The sequence below is a fragment of the Streptomyces genisteinicus genome (genome assembly GCF_014489615.1).
GTDB classification, from domain to species: Bacteria; Actinomycetota; Actinomycetes; order Streptomycetales; family Streptomycetaceae; genus Streptomyces; species Streptomyces genisteinicus.
The window spans coordinates 4,377,040-4,396,507 of record NZ_CP060825.1 but is presented as its reverse complement, the minus strand read 5'-3'; the positions used below and the strand labels follow the sequence as shown (position 1 = coordinate 4,396,507).

General features: G+C 73.8%; 15 protein-coding genes and 1 riboswitch. Of the genes, 8 read left to right on the top strand and 7 right to left on the bottom strand.

Annotated features, from left to right (window positions below; all coding sequences use genetic code 11):
* Positions 1-35: 35 nt before the first annotated feature.
* Together IAG43_RS19200 and IAG43_RS19195 are read left to right on the top strand one after the other, a co-directional pair.
* Complete coding sequence (locus tag IAG43_RS19200; protein WP_246574426.1) at positions 36-1,094, top strand: hypothetical protein; 1,059 nt, start codon at positions 36-38, stop codon at positions 1,092-1,094.
* A gap of 11 nt (positions 1,095-1,105) precedes the next feature.
* Positions 1,106-2,728 carry a DUF5691 domain-containing protein gene (locus IAG43_RS19195; RefSeq protein ID WP_187741931.1) on the top strand — a complete coding sequence of 541 codons (1,623 nt, stop codon included), beginning with the start codon at positions 1,106-1,108 and terminating at the stop codon, positions 2,726-2,728.
* Positions 2,729-2,860: 132 nt separating this feature from the next.
* Here IAG43_RS19195 and icmB read toward each other — a convergent pair whose 3' ends face one another.
* Positions 2,861-3,268, bottom strand: coding sequence for a coenzyme B12-dependent isobutyryl CoA mutase small subunit (gene icmB, locus IAG43_RS19190; RefSeq protein ID WP_187741930.1), 408 nt, complete (start codon positions 3,266-3,268; stop codon positions 2,861-2,863).
* 491 nt (positions 3,269-3,759) lie between these two features.
* Here icmB and IAG43_RS19185 point away from each other — a divergent pair, with 491 nt between their 5' ends.
* Both IAG43_RS19185 and IAG43_RS19180 read left to right on the top strand, forming a co-directional pair.
* Positions 3,760-4,590 carry an esterase/lipase family protein gene (locus IAG43_RS19185; protein ID WP_425508649.1) on the top strand — a complete coding sequence of 277 codons (831 nt, stop codon included), beginning with the start codon at positions 3,760-3,762 and terminating at the stop codon, positions 4,588-4,590.
* Between the two features lie 213 nt (positions 4,591-4,803).
* On the top strand, positions 4,804-6,372 hold the full coding sequence (locus IAG43_RS19180) for a M23 family metallopeptidase (RefSeq protein ID WP_187741929.1): 1,569 nt from the start codon (positions 4,804-4,806) through the stop codon (positions 6,370-6,372).
* An 87-nt stretch (positions 6,373-6,459) separates the two neighbouring features.
* On the opposite strand, the gene pcrA is transcribed toward IAG43_RS19180, so the two are convergent.
* Positions 6,460-8,910 carry a DNA helicase PcrA gene (pcrA, locus tag IAG43_RS19175; RefSeq protein WP_187741928.1) on the bottom strand — a complete coding sequence of 817 codons (2,451 nt, stop codon included), beginning with the start codon at positions 8,908-8,910 and terminating at the stop codon, positions 6,460-6,462.
* A gap of 376 nt (positions 8,911-9,286) precedes the next feature.
* A riboswitch (cyclic di-AMP (ydaO/yuaA leader) is annotated at positions 9,287-9,448 on the top strand.
* Between the two features lie 2 nt (positions 9,449-9,450).
* On the opposite strand from pcrA, the gene IAG43_RS19170 reads away from it, so the two are divergent.
* Positions 9,451-10,605 (top strand): C40 family peptidase, encoded by a 1,155-nt coding sequence (locus tag IAG43_RS19170; RefSeq protein WP_187741927.1) that lies wholly within the window; start codon positions 9,451-9,453, stop codon positions 10,603-10,605.
* A 107-nt stretch (positions 10,606-10,712) separates the two neighbouring features.
* On the opposite strand, the gene IAG43_RS19165 is transcribed toward IAG43_RS19170, so the two are convergent.
* The gene (locus IAG43_RS19165) at positions 10,713-11,066 is read right to left on the bottom strand and encodes a hypothetical protein (RefSeq protein WP_187741926.1); all 354 of its coding nucleotides are present in this window, start codon (positions 11,064-11,066) and stop codon (positions 10,713-10,715) included.
* Between the two features lie 337 nt (positions 11,067-11,403).
* Here IAG43_RS19165 and IAG43_RS19160 point away from each other — a divergent pair, with 337 nt between their 5' ends.
* Positions 11,404-12,468 (top strand): C40 family peptidase, encoded by a 1,065-nt coding sequence (locus tag IAG43_RS19160; RefSeq protein ID WP_187741925.1) that lies wholly within the window; start codon positions 11,404-11,406, stop codon positions 12,466-12,468.
* A gap of 121 nt (positions 12,469-12,589) precedes the next feature.
* Here the strand turns inward: IAG43_RS19160 and IAG43_RS19155 are convergent, their stop codons facing one another.
* Together IAG43_RS19155 and IAG43_RS19150 are read right to left on the bottom strand one after the other, a co-directional pair.
* The gene (locus tag IAG43_RS19155; protein ID WP_187741924.1) at positions 12,590-13,279 is read right to left on the bottom strand and encodes a LuxR C-terminal-related transcriptional regulator; all 690 of its coding nucleotides are present in this window, start codon (positions 13,277-13,279) and stop codon (positions 12,590-12,592) included.
* Complete coding sequence (locus IAG43_RS19150) at positions 13,276-14,550, bottom strand: ATP-binding protein (protein WP_187741923.1); 1,275 nt, start codon at positions 14,548-14,550, stop codon at positions 13,276-13,278. Before IAG43_RS19150 ends, IAG43_RS19155 begins: the two co-directional genes overlap by 4 nt.
* Positions 14,551-14,906: 356 nt before the next feature.
* Between IAG43_RS19150 and IAG43_RS19145 the strand changes: the two genes are divergently transcribed.
* Entirely contained in the window at positions 14,907-16,196 is a 1,290-nt protein-coding gene (locus IAG43_RS19145) for a PspC domain-containing protein (RefSeq protein ID WP_187741922.1), read from the top strand.
* A 168-nt stretch (positions 16,197-16,364) separates the two neighbouring features.
* Here IAG43_RS19145 and IAG43_RS19140 read toward each other — a convergent pair whose 3' ends face one another.
* Positions 16,365-16,886: a DoxX family protein gene (locus IAG43_RS19140; protein ID WP_187741921.1), complete on the bottom strand. Its 522-nt coding sequence runs from the start codon at positions 16,884-16,886 to the stop codon at positions 16,365-16,367.
* 193 nt (positions 16,887-17,079) lie between these two features.
* Complete coding sequence (gene guaA / locus IAG43_RS19135) at positions 17,080-18,678, bottom strand: glutamine-hydrolyzing GMP synthase (RefSeq protein WP_187741920.1); 1,599 nt, start codon at positions 18,676-18,678, stop codon at positions 17,080-17,082.
* Between the two features lie 343 nt (positions 18,679-19,021).
* Here guaA and IAG43_RS19130 point away from each other — a divergent pair, with 343 nt between their 5' ends.
* Positions 19,022-19,306: a chorismate mutase gene (locus IAG43_RS19130; RefSeq protein WP_187741919.1), complete on the top strand. Its 285-nt coding sequence runs from the start codon at positions 19,022-19,024 to the stop codon at positions 19,304-19,306.
* Positions 19,307-19,468: the final 162 nt, after the last annotated feature.

Genomic DNA, 19,468 nt, shown 5'->3' with positions numbered 1-19,468 from the left:
GGCGATTGTCAGTGGCCGGGCCTAACGTCGTCCCCATGCAGCCACTCGACGGGGGACACGTGGACGCGGAGGCGCACCGGACGGCGGAGCAGGTGCCGGCAGCGGCTCCTGACGGTGCGTCGCATGAGGCGGGAGCCGGAGTCTCCGCCGCGGACGCGGCCGCGAAGCGCGCCGCACGCCGTGCCGCACGGATCACCGCCGGAGCCACCGAGCTGGAGCGGCGTCTCGCCGACCTGGTCCGCGGCGGCCTCGCGTCGGCCGGCCGGTCCGGGTACGGGCTGTGGGAGGAGACGGCCGCACGGATGGTCGACGCGCAGGCCCCCGGCCTCGCCTCCCGGGTCAGGGAGCTCGGCGCCGTCCCCGGATCGGGGGCGGGCTGGCCGCTGCGGCTGCTGGAGGAGTGCGCGCTGCTGCACCTCCTGGACACCGCCTGGCTCGGGCGGGACACGCTGCCGGAACCGCTCGCCGTCACCGTGCGCACCAGGGTGGGCCTCCCCTCCGCCGCCGACGGCGCCACGGTCCGCGACCACTGGCTGATCCTGTCGCAGGACGACACCTCCGACGGCCGGCTCACCGTCCGGCGCATCTGGATCCACGGGCGCGACACCGGACGCACCGCCCTGCTGCTGTCGTTCGGCGCCGCGGGGCGCGCCCCGCAGCTGTCCCTGCCGGTGGGCCGGACGGCACTGGCGGACGTCACCTGGCACGGCGGCGCGGGACAGCTGCGGGCGGAGATGGGCGAGTTGCTCACGGTGCCGGAGCCCATCGGCACGCCGCCGAAGGGGACGGGCTGCGCGGGCGCCACCGAGCTCTACGGAAGGGCGCTGTGCGACGACCCGTGGCTCGAAGCCCTGCCCGTCACCCTCTCCGGCGTCGTCCCCGTACCGGCCGGCGACGGCTGGCAGCTCGCCGACGCCGGCGGCGAGGACGCCCTGCCCGTGGCTCCCGCCGTACTGGGCCGGCCGGGGCTGTGGCGGCTGGTGGCCGTAGCGGGCGGCCGTCCTCTCACCGTCTTCGGCGAGTTCGGCCACCAGGGCTTCGCACCGCTGACCGCCTGGCCCGACGACCTGTCCGAGACGGTCCGGCTCATCTGAAGGAGGCCTCGATGACCACCCGCACCCACTCCCGGAGCACGACGTCGCCATGGGAGGCCCTGGTGACCTGCGCCCTGCTCGGCACCGACCGGCGCCCCCCGCCTGCCGAGCTGGTGTCGCCCGGCGCCGAACCGTCCCTCGCCCTGCTCGACGCGGCGGCCGTACAGACCCTGCGCCGGCGGGCGGGCCTGCGGCCCGCCACCGCACCGGCCGGCCGGCCCGCCGCCGCACCGCACGACCCGCGTCCCGTGCCCCCGGCGGCGGCCCGTCTCCGGCTCGCCCAGCTGCTGGCCGACCGTGCGGGCACGGCCGGTTCGGGAGGCCGCCGGGGCACCTCCCCCGACCTCACCGAACTGCTCCCCCAGTGGCTCGCCGCCGCCGGCGAGCGGGGCTACCGGGCACCGGCCTCAGCCCTCCCCGCCCTGCTGGACGTCGCCCGCGCCCGCACGGACCTGCGACCCCAGGCCCTGGCCTTCGCCGGCCCGCGCGGCCTGTGGCTCGCCGGGCTCAACCCGGAGTGGAGGTTCGCGCTGCGGGGCGGCGCCCAGGGCCCCGGCAGGCCGTCCCCGGACGACGCCGACGCGGTGCGGCTCCTGTGGGACGAGGGGCTGTTCGCGGAGCGGGTCGCCCTGCTGTCCGCCCTGCGCGCCCATGACGCGGCGGCGGCCCGCGACCTGCTGGCGACGACCTGGGCGTCGGAACGGGCCGAGGACAGGCTGATGTTCCTCGACTCCCTGCGCGCGGGACTGACCGGAGCCGACGAACCCTTCCTCGAACAGGCCCTGGCCGACCGGAGCCGCAACGTCCGCGCCACCGCGGCCGAGTTGCTGTCCGCGCTCCCCCGGTCCGCCCTCGCCGCCCGGATGGCCGCCCGCGCCGCGTCCTGCGTCGCGCTCGACCACAGCCGCGACGGAGGGCCGGTGATCGCGGTCGAAGCGCCCCACGAGTGCGACGCCGACATGCAGCGCGACGGCGTCGTGCCCACCGCGCCCGCGGGACGCGGCGAGCGGTCCTGGTGGTTCGGCCAGCTCGTGGAGGCCGCACCGCTGTCCGCCTGGCCCGCCCGCCTCGGCGGTCGCACCCCGCGGGAGGCCGTCGCACTGCCTGTCGCCGACGACTGGGCCGACGAACTGCACGCCGCCTGGTGCAGGGCGGCCGTGCGGCAGCACGACGCGGAGTGGTCCCGGGCGCTGCTGGGCGCACCGGCCGCCCCGCCGTCCAGCGGTCCCGGCACCACCTCCCCGGCCGAGCGCTCCAGACTCCTCGCCACCCTGCCGGACGGTGAACGGGCCGCCTGGGTGGCCGGTTTCATCGCCGCGCACGGGCTGCCGGAGGCCTTCCAGCTGCTCGGGGTCTGCACGGTGCCGTGGGCCGAACCGCTGGGCCGCGCCGTGGTCGACGCCCTGGACATCGCCAGGGAGGCAGGCAGCTATCCCTGGAGCTTCAGCGGCGTGATGGGACTCGCGGAGCGCTGCCTCGACCCGGCGGAGGCCGCCCGCCTGGAGATCCTCACCGCGACCCCCGACGAACCGGAGGACGCCTCGCCCGGAGCCGGCGGCTACTGGTCCGAGGCCTTCCAGCGTCTCGTCTCCACCCTCCGCCTGCGCGCGGCGATGCACGCGGAACTCGGGTGAACCCGCCTGCCCGGGTACCGCGGCATGCCCGGCGGACGCGTTGGCGGTGGCCCGGTCCGCGACGGGCCCGAGGGCCCGGCTCACGTCCGCGGCGTCCGCGGCCGGGGCTCCGCCCCGACGCCGGTCCCGGCCCTACGCCGGGACGCGCACGTTCGCGTTCACCCACTCCACGATCGACACCGTCGTCGCCCCGGGCGTGAAGATCTCCGCGACACCCAGCTCCTTCAGCGGAGGGATGTCGGCCTCCGGGATGATGCCGCCGCCGAAGACCTTGATGTCCTCCGCCTCACGGTCCTTCAGGAGCTCGATCACCTTGGCGAAGAGCGTGTTGTGGGCGCCGGAGAGGATGGAGAGGCCGATCGCGTCCGCGTCCTCCTGGATCGCGGTGTCCACGATCTGCTCGGGCGTCTGGTGCAGCCCGGTGTAGATGACCTCCATACCGGCGTCCCGCAGCGCCCGTGCGATCACCTTGGCGCCCCGGTCGTGGCCGTCGAGGCCCGGCTTGGCGACCACTACGCGGATCGGACCCGTCACACCCATCACTGCCTCCACCTACCGATGCGCCGCCTTGGCACGGGGCTGCCGCGCGCCAAGGGGTGCGGCGCACGGAGTGAACGAACGTTATCTCCCGGTGTCCAGCATCCCGCAAGCCGCCGTTTCGCGGGACTCGGGGAGGGGGAAATCACACGTGGGACATTTTTCGTGAGCGTCGCACCGGCACCAGGCACCGCGCGGGCCCCCCATCGCGCGGCACCCGTACACACCGCCACGGGTTCCGCGCGCAGGTCCACACGGGTGGCCGTACCACCGAGCCGACAGCCGCACGGCTCGGTGGTACGGCCCGTCGCGGACCACCGACGCACCGCGCGCCCCCACCGGGCACGCCCCCGGGACGGGGCGCCCACGTGGACGCCCCGAGGGGCACGGGCGGGCGGACGAGCCGCGCCGGCCGGGAGGTCGCTGTGAAGCCTCTGCAACTGCCCTGCTCCTGGCGACCCCTGCCGCCGCCCCTCGGCTCCTTCGTGTCGCGGATCGCCGCGCGGACGACCGTGCGCTGCCTCGACGGGTTGCAGCGCTTCCGCGTCCCCCCGGCCCTCGTACGGGCGACCGCACTGGAACTGGTGGTCCTCGCCGGACACCTGGTGCTCTACCCGACCGGGCTGGTGCCGGAGCGCCCCGCGCCCGGACCCGCCGTACGGCTCCCCGCCGGCACGGCCCGGCTGCCCGGCGGCGACCCCGTCCCCACGGTGCTGCTGCACGGCTTCGCCGACAACCGCTCGGTGTTCGTCCTGCTGCGCCGGGCACTGGCCCGGCACGGCCCCCACCAGGTGGCCTGCCTCAACTACTCCCCTCTCACCTGCGACATCCGGGCGGCGGCCGATCTGCTGGGCCGCCATGTGGAGGAGATCTGCGCGCGCACCGGACGCGACGAGGTGGACGTCGTGGGGCACAGCCTCGGCGGTCTCATCGCCCGCTACTACGTGCAGCGCCTGGGCGGCGACCGGCGGGTGCGCACCCTGGTGACGCTCGGCACCCCGCACTCGGGCACCTCGGTGGCGCCGCTCGCGGGCGTGCACCCGATCGTGCGGCAGATGCGTCCGGGCTCCCCGGTGATCGAGGAGCTGCGTTCCCCCGCGCCGGGCTGCCGCACCCGTTTCGTCAGCTTCTGGAGCGATCTGGACCGGATCGTGGTGCCGGTGGAGAGCGCCCGCATCGACCATCCCGACCTGCACGCGGAGAACGTGCCGGTGAGCGGGATAGGCCACCTCGCACTGCCCGTTCACCCCGCGGTCGCCGCCGGCGTGCGGGAAGCACTCGCCGCGGGGCCGCGCGCCGGGGGCACGGCGGAGGCCGTCGCCTGAACCCTTTTTCGAACACGTGTCGAACGTAGGGCCAAAGCTCTGCTTGCACTCCACCGAAAGACGGCCGAATGCCCGTTTCCTGACAGTGGAGATGCCGCCGAAGATTGTCGCCATCGCGTACCGCCGGGTACAGTCACGCCACTGCTTCCCCCCGGGGTCCCGCTCCACACGACCCCGGACGCAGGTCCTGCTGCCGAGGCGAGAGAGAAGTTGGTGAACGACCAGCACGCCCACGCCGGGTACGCCACCGGCAGCTTCGATTCGGATCCGCTCTTCGGCGCCATGCCGGGCGGACACGAAGCCGGCCACAGCGGCCAGTACGACACCACCGCCTGGGACACGTCGTCGCAGACCGCCGGTTACGACGCCTACGCGTCGGCCCAACAGCCGCAGTACGACCAGCAGTACGCGCAGTACGACACCACCGGCCAGTGGGACGCGAGCGCCTGGAACCAGGCCGGCGAGACCGGCGGCTACGAGGCCGCCGCCGCCACCTTCGCGTACGACACGACGGGGCAGTGGGGCACCCCCTCCGTCGAGACCGGCACCTTCGACGCCACCGCGTGGAACCCGGGCACGGGCACGGGTGACGGACTCGTACCGCAACAGTTCTCCCCCGAGCAGGAGTTCACGCAGGCCACCGGCTACGACGCCGGCACGTACACCGAGTACACCGACACCGGCTACGCGCAGGCCACCTGGTCCGCCGAGGCCGGCACGGAGTACGCGCAGGCCGCCGACTGGACCCCGGCCCCGGAGTACACGGACGCGCAGCAGGCCCACGACCTCGCGCAGCACGGCGACGACACCGCCGCCCCGCAGGACCACGACTTCGCCGGGTACGACGCGGCTCCTTACGAGGGCACCGGCCACGACGCCGCCTACGACGGGCCGGAGACCGGGGCCGACGAGCCGGACGCCCACTCCCACCCCGCGGACGACGCGGCCGGGGACGGCGAACCGGACCAGCACAGCGCGCTGACCCAGACGATGACCGCCGTCCCGGTCACCCCCCGCCCGGTCCGCCGCTCCGGCGGCAGCCGCGGCCGGCGCCGTACGCCCGCCAAGCGCTCCGCGCTCCTCACCGTCGCCGTTCCCTCGGCCTGCGTGATGGGCGTCGCCGGCATCGCGGCCGCTTCCGTCGGCGACATCGGCGCCGCCGACACGAAGGACGACAGCACCAGCCTCGCCACCGCGGACCCCGCCTCCGTGAAGCCGGTCGCCGTCAACAACGAGATGGACACCCAGCTCGCCGCCCTGAGCGCCGACGCCCGCGACTTCGGTGACCGCGCCTCGCGCACCCAGGAGCGCATCGACCTCAAGGAACGCCAGGCCGCGGAGAAGAAGAAGCGCGAGGAGGAGGCGGCACGCCGCGAGGCGCTGCGCCCCAAGTTCTCGCTGCCGGTCAAGAAGTCCGGGCTCAGCGCCTACTACGGCCAGTCCGGCGTCAACTGGATGTCGCTGCACAGCGGCATCGACTTCCCCGTGTACCAGGGCACCGAGGTGCTGGCCGCCACCGACGGCACCGTGCGCACCCAGTGGAACGGCGCCTACGGCAACATGGTCATCGTGACCGCCGCCGACGGCACCGAGACCTGGTACTGCCACCTCAGCTCGGCCAAGATCCGCAGCGGCTCCGTCAAGGCGGGCGACGTGATCGCCTACTCGGGCGACACCGGCAACTCCACCGGCCCGCACCTGCACTTCGAGGTGCGCCCCGGCGGCGGCGCGGCGATCGACCCGCTGGCGTGGCTGCGCAGCCACGGCCTCGACCCGACGTAACCGGCCTCCCGGCTGCGGCCGGTCGGACGCACTCCGTGAAGGGGGCCGCCGCGGCGGCCCCCTTCACGCGTCCCCGGACGGGGGACGTCAGAGCTTCTCGACCGGGGCGTACCGCAGCAGCAGCCGCTTCGGCTTCTCGTCGCCGAAGTCGATCGTCGCCTGCGCCTCCGATCCGGTGCCCGTCACCCCCACGACCGTCCCGAGGCCGAACTGGTCGTGGGTGACCCGGTCGCCCACGGACAACGCGATCACGGGCTTGTCGCCGGTGCGCCGCGTCGCGAACCCCGACGCGCCCGACCGGGAGCGGGACGAGGACAGCGACGAGGTGATCCCGGACACCGGCCCGGCCGGCTTGGCCATCGGGCCCGTGCGCCGCCAGTCCAGGTGCGCGGCCGGGATCTCCTCCAGGAAGCGCGACGGCGGGTTGTACGAGGGCTGCCCCCAGGCGCTGCGCATCGACGAACGCGTCAGGTAGAGGCGCTCCCGGGCGCGGGTGATGCCCACGTACGCGAGGCGGCGCTCCTCCTCCAGCTCCTTGGTCTGGCCGAGGGCCCGCATGTGCGGGAAGACGCCGTCCTCCATGCCGGTGAGGAAGACCACCGGGAACTCCAGCCCCTTCGCCGTGTGGAGGGTCATCAGCGTGATGACGCCGGTGCCCTCCGTCTCGTCGTCGGGGATCTGGTCGGAGTCCGCCACCAGCGCGACCTGCTCCAGGAACTCCGCGAGCGTGCCGGCGCCCTCCTCCTCGGAGCGGTCCTGCTCGAACTCCAGTGCCACGGCGGCCAGTTCCTGGAGGTTCTCGATCCGGGTCTCGTCCTGCGGGTCGGTGGAGGCCTGGAGCTCGGCGAGGTAGCCCGTCCGCTCCAGCACGGCCTCCAGCACGACGGCGGGACCGGCGCCGGACTCGGCGATCGTCCGCAGCTCCTCCATGAGCACGTTGAACCGCTTGACCGCGTTGGCCGAGCGGGCCGCCATGCCGTACGCCTCGTCGACCCGCTTGAGGGCCTGCGGGAAGGTGATCCGCTCACGCTGCGCGAGCGCGTCGACCATCGCCTCGGCCCGCTCGCCGATGCCGCGCTTGGGCACGTTGAGGATGCGGCGAAGCGGCACGCTGTCCTCGGGGTTGGCGAGCACCCGCAGGTAGGCCAGCACGTCGCGGACCTCCTTGCGCTCGTAGAAGCGCACCCCGCCGACGACCTTGTAGGGCAGGCCGACGCGGATGAAGATCTCCTCGAAGACACGGGACTGCGCGTTCGTCCGGTAGAAGACGGCGACGTCCCCGGCGCGGGCGTCGCCCGCGTCCGTGAGCCGGTCGATCTCGTCGGCGACGAACTGCGCCTCGTCGTGCTCGGTGTCCGCGACGTAGCCGGTGATCCGGGCGCCCTCGCCGGCGTTGGTCCACAGGTTCTTCGGGCGGCGGGACTCGTTGCGCTCGATGACGGCGTTGGCGGCGGACAGGATCGTCTGCGTGGAGCGGTAGTTCTGCTCCAGCAGGATGGTGGTCGCGTCCGGGTAGTCCTCCTCGAACTGGAGGATGTTGCGGATGGTCGCGCCGCGGAAGGCGTAGATCGACTGGTCCGCGTCGCCGACCACGCACAGCTCGGCCGGCCCCAGGTCCTCGTAGCCGGTGCCGACCAGCTCGCGCACGAGCGTGTACTGGGCGTGGTTGGTGTCCTGGTACTCGTCGACCAGGACGTGCCGGAAGCGGCGGCGGTAGTGCTCGGCCACGTCAGGGAACGCCTGGAGCAGGTGGACCGTCGTCATGATGATGTCGTCGAAGTCCAGCGCGTTGGCCTCGCGCAGCCGCGACTGGTACATCCGGTACGCCTCGGCCAGCGTCTTCTCGAAGCCGTCGGCGGCCTGGTCGGCGAAGGCCTCCTCGTCGATCAGCTCGTTCTTCAGGTTGGAGATCTTGGCGCTGAACGACTTCGGCGGGAACTTCTTCGGGTCGAGGTCCAGGTCCCGGCAGACCAGCGCCATCAGGCGCTTGGAGTCGGCGGCGTCGTAGATCGAGAACGACGAGGTGAAGCCGAGCTTCTTCGACTCGCGGCGCAGGATGCGCACGCAGGCGCTGTGGAACGTCATGACCCACATGGCGTTCGCCCGCGGGCCGACGAGCTGCTCGACCCGCTCCTTCATCTCGCCGGCGGCCTTGTTGGTGAAGGTGATCGCCAGTATCTGACCGGGGTGGACGTGCCGGGTGCCCAGCAGATGGGCGATGCGGTGGGTCAGCACGCGCGTCTTGCCGGACCCCGCGCCGGCGACGATGAGCAGCGGCGTCCCGGTGTGGACGACCGCGGCGGCCTGCTGTTCGTTCAGCCCGTCCAGCAGGGCGGCCGGATCCGCCGCGGGGCGCGGGTGGCCGTCGCGGTAGTAGCCCTCGCGGGCCGGGGGCACGTCGTAGCCGCCCTGGAAGAGGTCGTCCGGGATCGGCTCCGGAGCGTGCTCCTCGGGCGGCGGGGGGTGCTCCTCCTGGTGGGGCTCCTCCTCGGGGGACTGGAGGCCGGTCAGGAAGCTGTCGTCAAAGAGGCTGCTCATCGCCTACCGAGTCTAGGCGGCCGCACCGACACTCCGGGCCCGGACCGGGATACGGGCCCGGGACCGGCGACACGCCGCAGGCCACGCCCGGCGCCGCGCACCGCCGCCACACACCGCACCGCGCACCGCCGCCACGCCCGGCCGCACGGCCCGGCACCGGCCCCACCGGCCCGGTCCTGCCGGCCGGTACCCCGCCCCGCGACCCGTGCCACAGTGCGTGACCGGGCGGATCCGGGACGCCACGACCCCGGCCCCGGCGAAGAAGGTCACGAAAATGTATCGGACATATCGAACATCAACCTTCACAGCACGCGCACGAATTGGCTAGCGTGCTCGACCAGACGGCCCGCATCCCTCCCGGCGAACCGCGCCGAACGGGTCGACTGCGCCGAATCCGTGCTGGCCGCTGGGCAGTTCGGAACCGGGGACCCACACACGCACCACCGGGGTGAATCGGGCCGTGTCCGCACGGCCCGTAGGGCACCTTCCGTTCGCCCGAACCCGACAGCTAACCCGGTAGGCGGTCCACGGAAGAAGGAGATGCCGGCCTTGGCGTCGCATCGCAGGATCCGCACCCGCACCACCAGGACCTCCCCCGCCGTCGGGTTCACGACGGCCGCCCTCGCGGGCATCACCCTCCTGTCGACGCAGAGCGCCACCGCCTCGCCGAACGACCCGAAGCCCTCCATCGAGGAGGTGCAGAAGAAGGTCGACGACCTCTACCGGCAGGCCGGCAGCGCCACGCAGGAGTACAACAAGGCCAAGGAGTCCACGGCCGAGAAGCAGCGCGAGGTCGACACCCTCCTCGACCAGGCGGCCACCCGCGCCGAGCGGCTCAACGAGTCGCGCCGCGCGCTCGGTTCGTTCGCCGCCGCGCAGTACCGGACCGGCGCGGTCACCCCGACCGCCGCGCTGATGTTCGCCGACAGCCCCCAGGCGTACTTCGACCAGTCGCAGCTGATGGGCCGGATGACCGACCAGCAGCGGACGGCCGTGCGGGACTACGAGGAGCAGCGCGCCGCCGCGGCCGTGCAGCGGGCGGAGGCCGGCAAGCAGCTCCGGGAGCTCACCGAGTCCCAGCAGGCGCTGCGCACGAGCAAGCAGACCGTGCAGGCCAAGCTCACCCAGGCCCGCACGCTCCTCGACCGCCTCACGGCCGAGGAGAAGGCCCGGCTGGCGGCCGCCGAGCGCAAGAAGGAGGAGGAGGCCCGCCGCAAGGCGGAGGAGAAGGCGAAGGCGGAGGCCGAGGCACGCGCCGCCGCCGAGGCCGAGGCGGCCCGCGAGGAGCGGGAGCGGCAGCAGCCCTCCACCGGGACCGACGGCGGCACGACCGACGGCGGCTACACGGCCAAGGCCGACAAGGTGCTCGCCTTCGCCCGCGCCCAGATCGGCAAGCCGTACGTCTGGGGCGCGACCGGCCCCAGCTCGTACGACTGCTCCGGGCTGACGCAGGCGGCCTGGAAGGCGGCCGGGGTCGACCTGCCGCGCACCACCTGGGACCAGGTGGAGGTCGGCAAGCGGGTGGCGACGTCCGACCTGCTCCCCGGTGACCTGGTCTTCTTCTACGACGACATCAGCCACGTCGGCATCTACATCGGCGACGGCATGATGATCCACGCCCCCAAGCCCGGGGCGAACGTGCGCGAGGAGTCCATCTACTACATGCCGATCTACGGCAGCGTCCGCCCGGTCTGACCCGGGCCGGGCCGGCGCGTCCGGCCCGGGTGCGCCCGGCTCGGCGCACGACACGGGGCGGCGGCCTCACCGGCCGCCGCCCCCCTGTCGTGCACTCGTCGCGAAACTCAGGTCCAGAGCGTCGCGATGAAGACGTTGGCGACGGTCAGTGCGCCGACGGCGCCGAAGACCGCCTTGTCGACCCGCTCCTCGTCGCGCTTGACGTAGACCAGGCCGAGGACGACGACGAGCACGGCCAGCTTGACGCCGATCTTGATGTTGTTCACCGCCTGGTCGTCGGCCTGGTTGAGGCCGACCAGCGCGACACCCGTGACCAGCATCGTCAGCGCGCCGTGCAGCATGGCCGGGGTGAAGCGCGCCGTCCCCGCCCCCATCGCCTTCATCTGGGTCAGGAAGCCGCCCAGCAGCGAGGCGATGCCGATGACGTGCAGGGCGACGAAGACATTGATGAGTACGTCCATGCGGCGGAGCCTATGCCTCCTATATCACCGGTCCCGGCGCCGGGTCCCTCCCTCACGGAGTTCGGTCAGGAGACGGGGTGCACCGCACCGTCCGACGGCCGACAGAGCGGAGGAAAACGGACAGCAGCGGGCAGCTTCGAGCAGTTGCGTTCCCGAGGTCTCGCTCCGGTAACGGCCGCGGCTAGCGTCTCACCCCAGGTGGCCGCTCCCACCGCCGCCGTGCAGCCGGGCGGCACGGCCGCCTCCGCCGAAGGTCCGGCGGCATGCCCGCTCCCCCGTGCGGCGTGCCGCCGGACCGCAGCACCGGCGGACGGACGACGGAAGGAACGGCGCCACCGTGGCAGCGCACCGAAAGCCGCACCGAAGCCCCCACCGGAAACCCCAGCAGCGCCCGCTCGCCGGACCCGCCGCCCGCACCGCCGCCGCCCTGGCCCTCGCGGGCGCGGCCGCCACCGCGTCGAGCGGCCTCGCCCACGCGGAACCGCGCCTCACCCCCGCCCAGATCAAGGCCCAGGTCGACGACCTCTACCAGCAGGCCGAGGCGGCCACCGAGAAGTACAACGGCGCCAAGGAGCGGACGGACACGGCCCGCGAGGCCCTCGACGCACTCCGCGACCGGGCCGCCCGCAGCACCGAGCAGCTGGGCGCCTCCCGCGACGCCCTCGGCGCGTTCGCGACCGCCCAGTACCGCTCGGACGGCATCGACCCCGGACTCCGGCTCGCGCTGACCTCGGACCCCGACACCTACCTGGAGCGGGCCTCCCTGGCCGAGCGGGTCGGCGACCGGCAGGCCCGTGCCGTCGCCGACGTCCGGCGGCATCTCACCGGGATCGCCGGGCTGCGGGCCGAGGCGGGCAAGCGGTTCGCGGAACTCGACGAGCACCGACGCGAACTCTCCCGCCACAAGGGCACCGTGCAGAACCGGCTCGCGGCCGCCGAACGCCTGCTGGCCCGGCTCACCGCCGAGCAGCGCTCGGCCTACGAGCGCGGTACCGCCGAACCGGCGCGCGCCGACCGCTCCGACCGCGACCGGGCCCCCGCGGCCGCGCCCGGCAGCAGGGCGGCGCAGGCCATCGCCTACGCCTACGGGGCGCTGGGGAAGCCCTACGTCTGGGGCGCCACCGGCCCGGGCGCGTACGACTGCTCGGGGCTGACGCAGGCCGCCTGGAAGGCGGCCGGAGTCTCCCTGCCGCGCACCACCTACACCCAGATCGACGCGGGCCGCCGGGTGGCGCGCTCCCAACTGGCCCCCGGAGACCTGGTGTTCTTCTACTCCGGCGTCAGCCACGTCGGCCTCTACATCGGCGACGGCCGGATGATCCACGCCCCCCGGCCCGGCGCCCCCGTACGCATCGCGCCGATCGACGAGATGCCGTTCGCCGGCGCCACCCGCGTCGGCTGACGCCGCCCCGCGGACGAAGCGGGGCGCGGCGAAAGCGAGGCGAGGCGGGGCGCGGCGCAGCGCGGCGCGGCGCGGACGGAAGCGGGGCGGTGCGCGGACGAGCGGGGCGGGGCGCCGCCGCTCAGACGAGCCGGCGCGCCGTGGCCCAGCGGGTCAGCTCATGCCGGTTGGACAGCTGCAACTTCCGCAGCACCGCCGAGACATGGGACTCGACCGTCTTCACCGAGATGAACAGCTGCTTGGCGATCTCCTTGTACGCGTACCCCCGGGCGATCAGCCGCAGCACCTCCCGCTCGCGCTGGGTCAGCCGGTCCAGGTCCTCGTCCACCGGCACCGCGTCCGTGGACGCGAACGCGTCCAGCACGAAGCCGGCCAGCCGCGGCGAGAAGACGGCGTCGCCCTCCTGCACCCGGAAGACCGAGTCCACCAGGTCGGCGCCGGTGATCGTCTTGGTGACATAGCCGCGGGCACCGCCGCGGATCACCCCGATCACGTCCTCCGCCGCGTCGGACACGGAGAGCGCGAGGAAACGCACCGGATGCTGCCCGGCGGCCATCAGCGTCGCGCAGCGGCGCAGCACCTCCACCCCGCCGCCGCCGGGCAGGTGCACGTCCAGCAGCACCACCTCGGGCCGGGTCGCGGTGATGACGGTGACGGCCTGGTCCACGTCGGCGGCCTCGCCGACCACCTCGACGCCGGTGGTCTCCGTCTGCCCGATCTCGGCCTGCACCCCCGCGCGGAACATCCGGTGGTCGTCGACGAGCACCACCCGCACCCGCCGCTCGGCGCTCTCTCCAGCAGCCTCGGTCATGCGTCAGCCCTCTCCATCTCGAGCTCCACCTCGGTCCCCCCGCCGGGCACCGAGCGGAGCCGTGCCGTACCGCCGTTGCGCTGCATCCGGCCGATGATCGACTCTCGTACGCCCATCCTGTCACCGGGCACCGCGTCCAGGTCGAAACCGGGGCCCCGGTCCCGGACCGAGACGAAGACCGACCGCGGTTCGACTTCCGCGAAGACCTGGACGGCGCCTCCCGATCCACCGTACTTGGCGGCGTTGACCATCGCTTCGCGCGCGGCCTGCATCTGCGCCGTCAGCCGCTCGTCGAGCGGGCAGTCGCCCACGACGACGACCTCCACGGGCACTCCGTGCTTGTCCTCGACCTCGGCCGCGGTCCGCTTCACCGCCTCCGCGAGCGAATCCGGTTCCTCCTCGTCGTCCTTGCCGGTGCCCTCGGGCTTGTAGAGCCAGTTCCGCAGCTCCCGCTCCTGGGCGCGGGCCAGCCGCCGCACCTCGCCCGGGTCCTCGGCGTTGCGCTGGATCAGGGTCAGGGTGTGCAGGACCGAGTCGTGGACGTGGGCGGCCACCTCCGCGCGCTCCTGGGCACGGATGCGCATCGTCCGCTCCTCGGAGAGGTCCTGGGTCATCCGCACCAGCCAGGGGCCGGCCAGCAGGGCGACGCCGGCGACGACGGCGATCACCGCGGTCAGCACCGACCCGAGCTGCGCGGCCGACCCGCGGACCACGACGAAGACCGTCAGGCCCGTCACCGCGAGCGCGACGCCGGCGAGGACCCGCACGAGGGGGATCAGCCGCCGCGGCCCCGTCCCGGACGCCGGCGGCGTCCAGCTGGCCCGGCGGGCGTTGTCCGCCTGCCGCCAGACCAGCACCACACCGGCACCGATCAGCAGGATCGGCACGACATAGCGGTTGGTGCTGTTCCGCTCCAGGTTGTCGACGAAGATCGCGCCGCCGACGAACAGGGCTCCGAGCGCCAGGAGTTGTCCCTTGTCCGGCTTGCGCAGCCGCCGCCGGCCGTCGGGCGTGGCCTCGAACAGCGGGCGGCCCCCGGCCCGTCCGCCGACGCCCAGCGGCACGACGATCCAGAACACCGCGTACGGCAGCGCCCCGAGTCCGTCCGCCATGAACAGCACCAGGAACACCAGCCGCACCCAGACGACCGGCAGGCCCAGGTGCCCGGCGAGGCCGCGCGCGACACCGCCGAGCAGCCGTCCGTCGGCGCTGCGGTACAGCTTGCGGACCGCCGGCTCTTCGGCCTCGGGCGGACGGGTGGCGACTGGCATGTCCCGATGGTTCCACGGCGGCGGGGCGGGGGGCATCAGGGCAGTCCCTTAATCCGCCCCTGAGACGGACCCGGGGACGCGCGACCCGATCCGGCCCCGGACGCGACCGGGCCCGCGGCACCGGGCCGGGTCCGCCCCTCCCGCCTCGCCTCCCTGCTTCGCCCCTCCTGCCTCGTCTCCCCCGCCTCAGGGGCACAGGCGCCGCGGCAGGGCGGGCACCGGGGAGTCCGGGCCCCGGCGGACCGGAGACGTGCCTCGCCGGCGTCCGCCGCACGTCCCGCCCCGGCGGCAATATCAGGGAAGGGCCAGGGTCGGGGCGGCTGCCCACGGGGCCCCGCGGCCGTCACCATGGAGACATGAGCCAGCCGACCACCGCGCCGCCCGTTCCCCCCCAGGAGCCGGAGCCGCCGCAGACGCTGCGCCGCACCCCGCGCTCGAAGATGGTCGCGGGAGTCTGCGGCGGGCTCGGCCGGCACTGCGACGTCGATCCGGTCATCTTCCGCATCGCGGTCGCCGTGCTCTCCGCGACCGGCGGCACGGGCCTGATCTTCTACGGCTTCGCCTGGCTGCTGATTCCCGCCGACGACGAGGACGAGAACGAGTTCCGGCGGATGCTCTCGGGACGGGTCGACCGGGCCTCGCTGAGCGCCGTCCTGCTCGCCCTCATCGGCAGCGGGCTGCTGCTCACCACACTGAGCAACGCCGACATGCTCGCCTTCGCCTCGATGCTGTCGCTGGCCACCGCCGGCGTCGCCGTCTGGTCGCTGCGCCGCAGGGCGGCGTCGCCGGACGGCGCCCCGCTGGACCCGGCGACCGCCCAGACGGTGGCGGAGGCGCCGCCCGAGACCAAGGCGCCGCCCTCGCCCGACGGCCCCTCGTGGTGGCGCGACCCGATCCTGAAGGACGGCACCACGGGGCCGGTGGCCGCCGGCTACCTGTGGGGTCCGGCGGACGCGGTCGCGTCCGGTCCGGCCGCGCGGGACCGCGACCGGCACCCGGCGGCGCCGCAGCAGCCCTGGGGGCGGCGCGGCATCGGCGGCGCGGTCGTGACCCTGGCGATCCTCGCGGGAGCGGCGGGCACGGCGGCGAGCTGGGACGGCCGGCCGCTGGGCGCGAGCCTCCAGATCGGTCTGGTCGCCGCCCTCGCCGTGCTCGGCGCGGGCCTCGTGGTGAGCAGCTTCCTCGGCCGCACCGGCTTCGGCACCGTGCTGCTGACGATGGTGGCGGCCTGCCTGCTGGCGGGGGCGTCGGCGCTGCCCCCGAACATCAGCACGACGTTCGGCGAACGGACCTGGCGGCCGGCGTCGGCCGCGGCCCTGGCGCCCTCCCACGAACTGGGCTCGGGCACCGCCACCCTGGATCTCGGCGCCCTGGACGTGCCGGCCGGCACGACGGTGTCCACCCGGGCCGAGGTCGGCCTCGGGGTCCTCAGGGTCGTCGTCCCCCACGACGCCACGGTGGTGCTGGACGCCGGAGTCGGCCTCGGCGACATCCGGCTGCCGTCGGGTGCGAACGGCGGCTCCGGACCGGGCGTGACGGTGCGCGAGACCCTGGAACCGCCCCGGGACGCCGGGCCGTCGGGGACGCTGCGACTGGAGTTGGACGTGACGCTCGGCCAGGTGGAGGTGGACCGTGTCGCACCATGAGTTCCTGCACGGGTTCCGGCCCGGCAGGCTGATCGCCGGCCTCTCCGTGCTGACCTGCGCGGGCCTCTACGCGGGGGACTCCGCGGGCGCGTGGCACGTCCCGTGGTTCGTCGCCCTGCCGGTCGTCTTCGGCGGTCTGGGCCTGGCCGCGTGCGCGGGGAGCCTGCACTACGGCGTGCGGCGCCGCCGGGCGCGCAGGAAGGCGTCGGCGGAGAAACGGTCCGCGCCCGCCAGCACCAGCGGCAGCCAGGCCATCAGATAGACGAGGTCGTTCCCGTAGTAGTACGGGTCGCTCTGCCAGCTGACGGTCAGCCACAGGCTCAGCGAGATGAGCGCTCCGCCGAGCGCGGCGACCCGGGCCAGCAGTCCGGCCAGCGTGCCGATGCCGACGGCGAGCTCCCCGAAGGCGATGGCGTATCCGAAGCCCTCGGGATCGTTCAGCGCGAGGTCGACCAGGCCCGGCACGGCGGAGCTGTCGCGCACCCCCTCCATCAGCGCGCCGATGGAACCGGGGCCGCTCGCCGACAGGAACGCGCTGTCGGTCAGCTTGTCGATGCCCGCGTAGACGAAGGTGATGCCGAGGAAGAGCCGCAGCGGCAGCAGCGCGTGGGCCGTGGCCCACGCCTTCCAGCCGCGTGCGCCGTCGCCGGGGGTGCCGTCGGCCGCTGCCGGCCGGTAGGAGTGTGTCATCGCTGGTCCCGCCTTCAGTTGGCCCGTCAACCGACCTTACGTACGGGTGGGCCGTGCCGCTCACCTGGAAGGCGCCACGGTCCGTGGCAGGGACGGTACAGCCGCTCCCGGCGGGGCGGAAAGGTGCCGGGGAAGACGGCGGCGCCGCCGCTCCGGGAGTCGGGGCGGCGGCGCCGGCGGGGCTGCGGGGAGCTCACTCCCACTCGATGGTGCCCGGCGGCTTGCTGGTGACGTCCAGCACGACGCGGTTCACGTCGGCCACCTCGTTGGTGATCCGGGTCGAGATCCGGGCCAGCACCTCGTACGGCATCCGCGTCCAGTCCGCGGTCATGGCGTCCTCGGACGAGACCGGGCGCAGCACGATCGGGTGGCCGTAGGTGCGGCCGTCGCCCTGGACGCCGACGCTGCGGACGTCGGCGAGCAGGACGACCGGGCACTGCCAGATCTCCCGGTCGAGGCCGGCCGCGGTGAGCTCCTCGCGGGCGATGGCGTCCGCCTCCCGCAGGAGGTCGAGGCGCTCCCTGGTGACGTCGCCGACGATCCGGATGCCGAGGCCGGGCCCCGGGAACGGCTGGCGCTGGACGATCTCGTCCGGCAGGCCGAGTTCCTGGCCGACCATCCGGACCTCGTCCTTGAACAGCTGGCGCAACGGCTCGACGAGCTCGAACTCCAGGTCCTCGGGGAGGCCGCCGACGTTGTGGTGGGACTTGATGTTGGCGGTGCCGGTGCCACCGCCGGACTCGACGACGTCGGGGTAGAGGGTGCCCTGCACGAGGAAGGCGACCTGCTCGCCGTCGGCGGCGCCCTCGGCCACGATCTCGGCCTGGGCCTGCTCGAAGACCCGGATGAACTCGCGGCCGATGATCTTGCGCTTGGTCTCGGGGTCGGAGACTCCGGCGAGCGCGGCGAGGAAGCGGTCCTGCGCGTCGACGACCTTGAGGTTGACGCCGGTGGAGGCGACGAAGTCCTTCTCGACCTGCTCGGTCTCGCCCTTGCGCATCAGGCCGTGGTCGACGTAGACGCAGGTCAGCTGGGAGCCGATGGCCTTCTGGACGAGGGCGGCGGCCACGGCGGAGTCGACGCCGCCGGAGAGCCCGCAGATGGCCCGCTTGCTGCCGACCTGGGCGCGGATGGCTTCGACCTGCTCCTCGATGACGTTGCCGGTCGTCCAGGTGGGCTCGATGCCGGCGCCCCGGTAGAGGAAGTGCTCCAGGACCTGCTGGCCGTGGGTGGAGTGCAGCACCTCGGGGTGGTACTGGACGCCGTAGAGCTTCTTCTCGTCGTTCTCGAAGGCGGCGACGGGGACCACGTCGGTGGAGGCGGTGACGGTGAAGCCCTCGGGCGCCGCCGAGCAGGCGTCGCCGTGGGACATCCACACCGGCTGCTCGGCCGGGGTGCCCTCGAAGAGGGTCGACCCGGGCTTGCTGACGTGCAGCGGGGTGCGGCCGTACTCTCGGGCGCCGGTGTTGTCGACGGTGCCGCCGAGGGTGGTGGCCATCAGCTGGAAGCCGTAGCACATGCCGAAGACCGGGACGCCGGCGTCGAAGATCGCGCGGTCGAGGCGCGGGGCGCCCTCCGCGTACACGGACGACGGGCCGCCGGAGAGGATGATCGCGCGGGGGTTCCTGGCCAGCATCTCCTCCACGGGCATCGTGGACGGGACGATCTCGCTGTATACCCGGGCCTCGCGGACGCGGCGGGCGATGAGCTGTGCGTACTGGGCGCCGAAGTCGACTACGAGGACGGTGTCCGGGTGCGATGCGGGCGCGGCAGCGGGAGACGCTGATGACACTGGCGGCCTTCCGGCGGTGGGAGTGAGGGTCGGTATCTGTCGATTCTACCGGGGGCCCCGCGCCCTCTTTTCGTCTCACCATCCGAACCCGGCTTTGGCCCGGTACGGGGCCGGGTCCATACTGTCCGCATGCAGAAGCAGCTGACCTTCGTCTTTACCTATGGCACCGGCCCGTCCGGCTGCCATGGTCGTGCTGCCTAGCTTCAGACAGCGACTTCCCAGGCGCCCCGGGCCGACAGGCCCGGGGCGCTTCGGCTTTCCCGGCCCTGCCGGTCAGCGGCTCCTCCCGAAGCAGAGTCCCGACACAGCATCCGCACAGTGTCCCGACACAGAGGAGATCCCCATGACCGAGGTACTCGACCGGACCGGCGCCCGCACCGACGGCGCCGCCGAGGTGATCACCGGCGCGCGCGACCGCATCGACGCGCTCGACGACCGGATCATCGGCCTGATCCAGGAACGGATGGCCGTCTCGGCGGTCATCCAGGACGCCCGGATCGCGTCCGGCGGCCGCCGCGTGAACCTGGCCCGCGAGCTGGAGGTGCTGGCCCACTACAGGGACGCCCTCGGGAAGCCGGGCACCTCCCTCGCGATGACGCTGCTGGAGCTCTGCCGGGGCCGCGTCTGAGGGTCCGGGCGCCCGCCGGGCGCCGCAGGGCGTGACCAGGGCGTACGCCGCGCACCTGCGTTCGGGTGCCCCCTCACCCGTGCGGCGCGTGACGTGCGCGGGCGGGCCTCGTTGATCTGGATGTCCGTGCCATCCAGGGGCGGGCCTCGCAGGAAAACCACG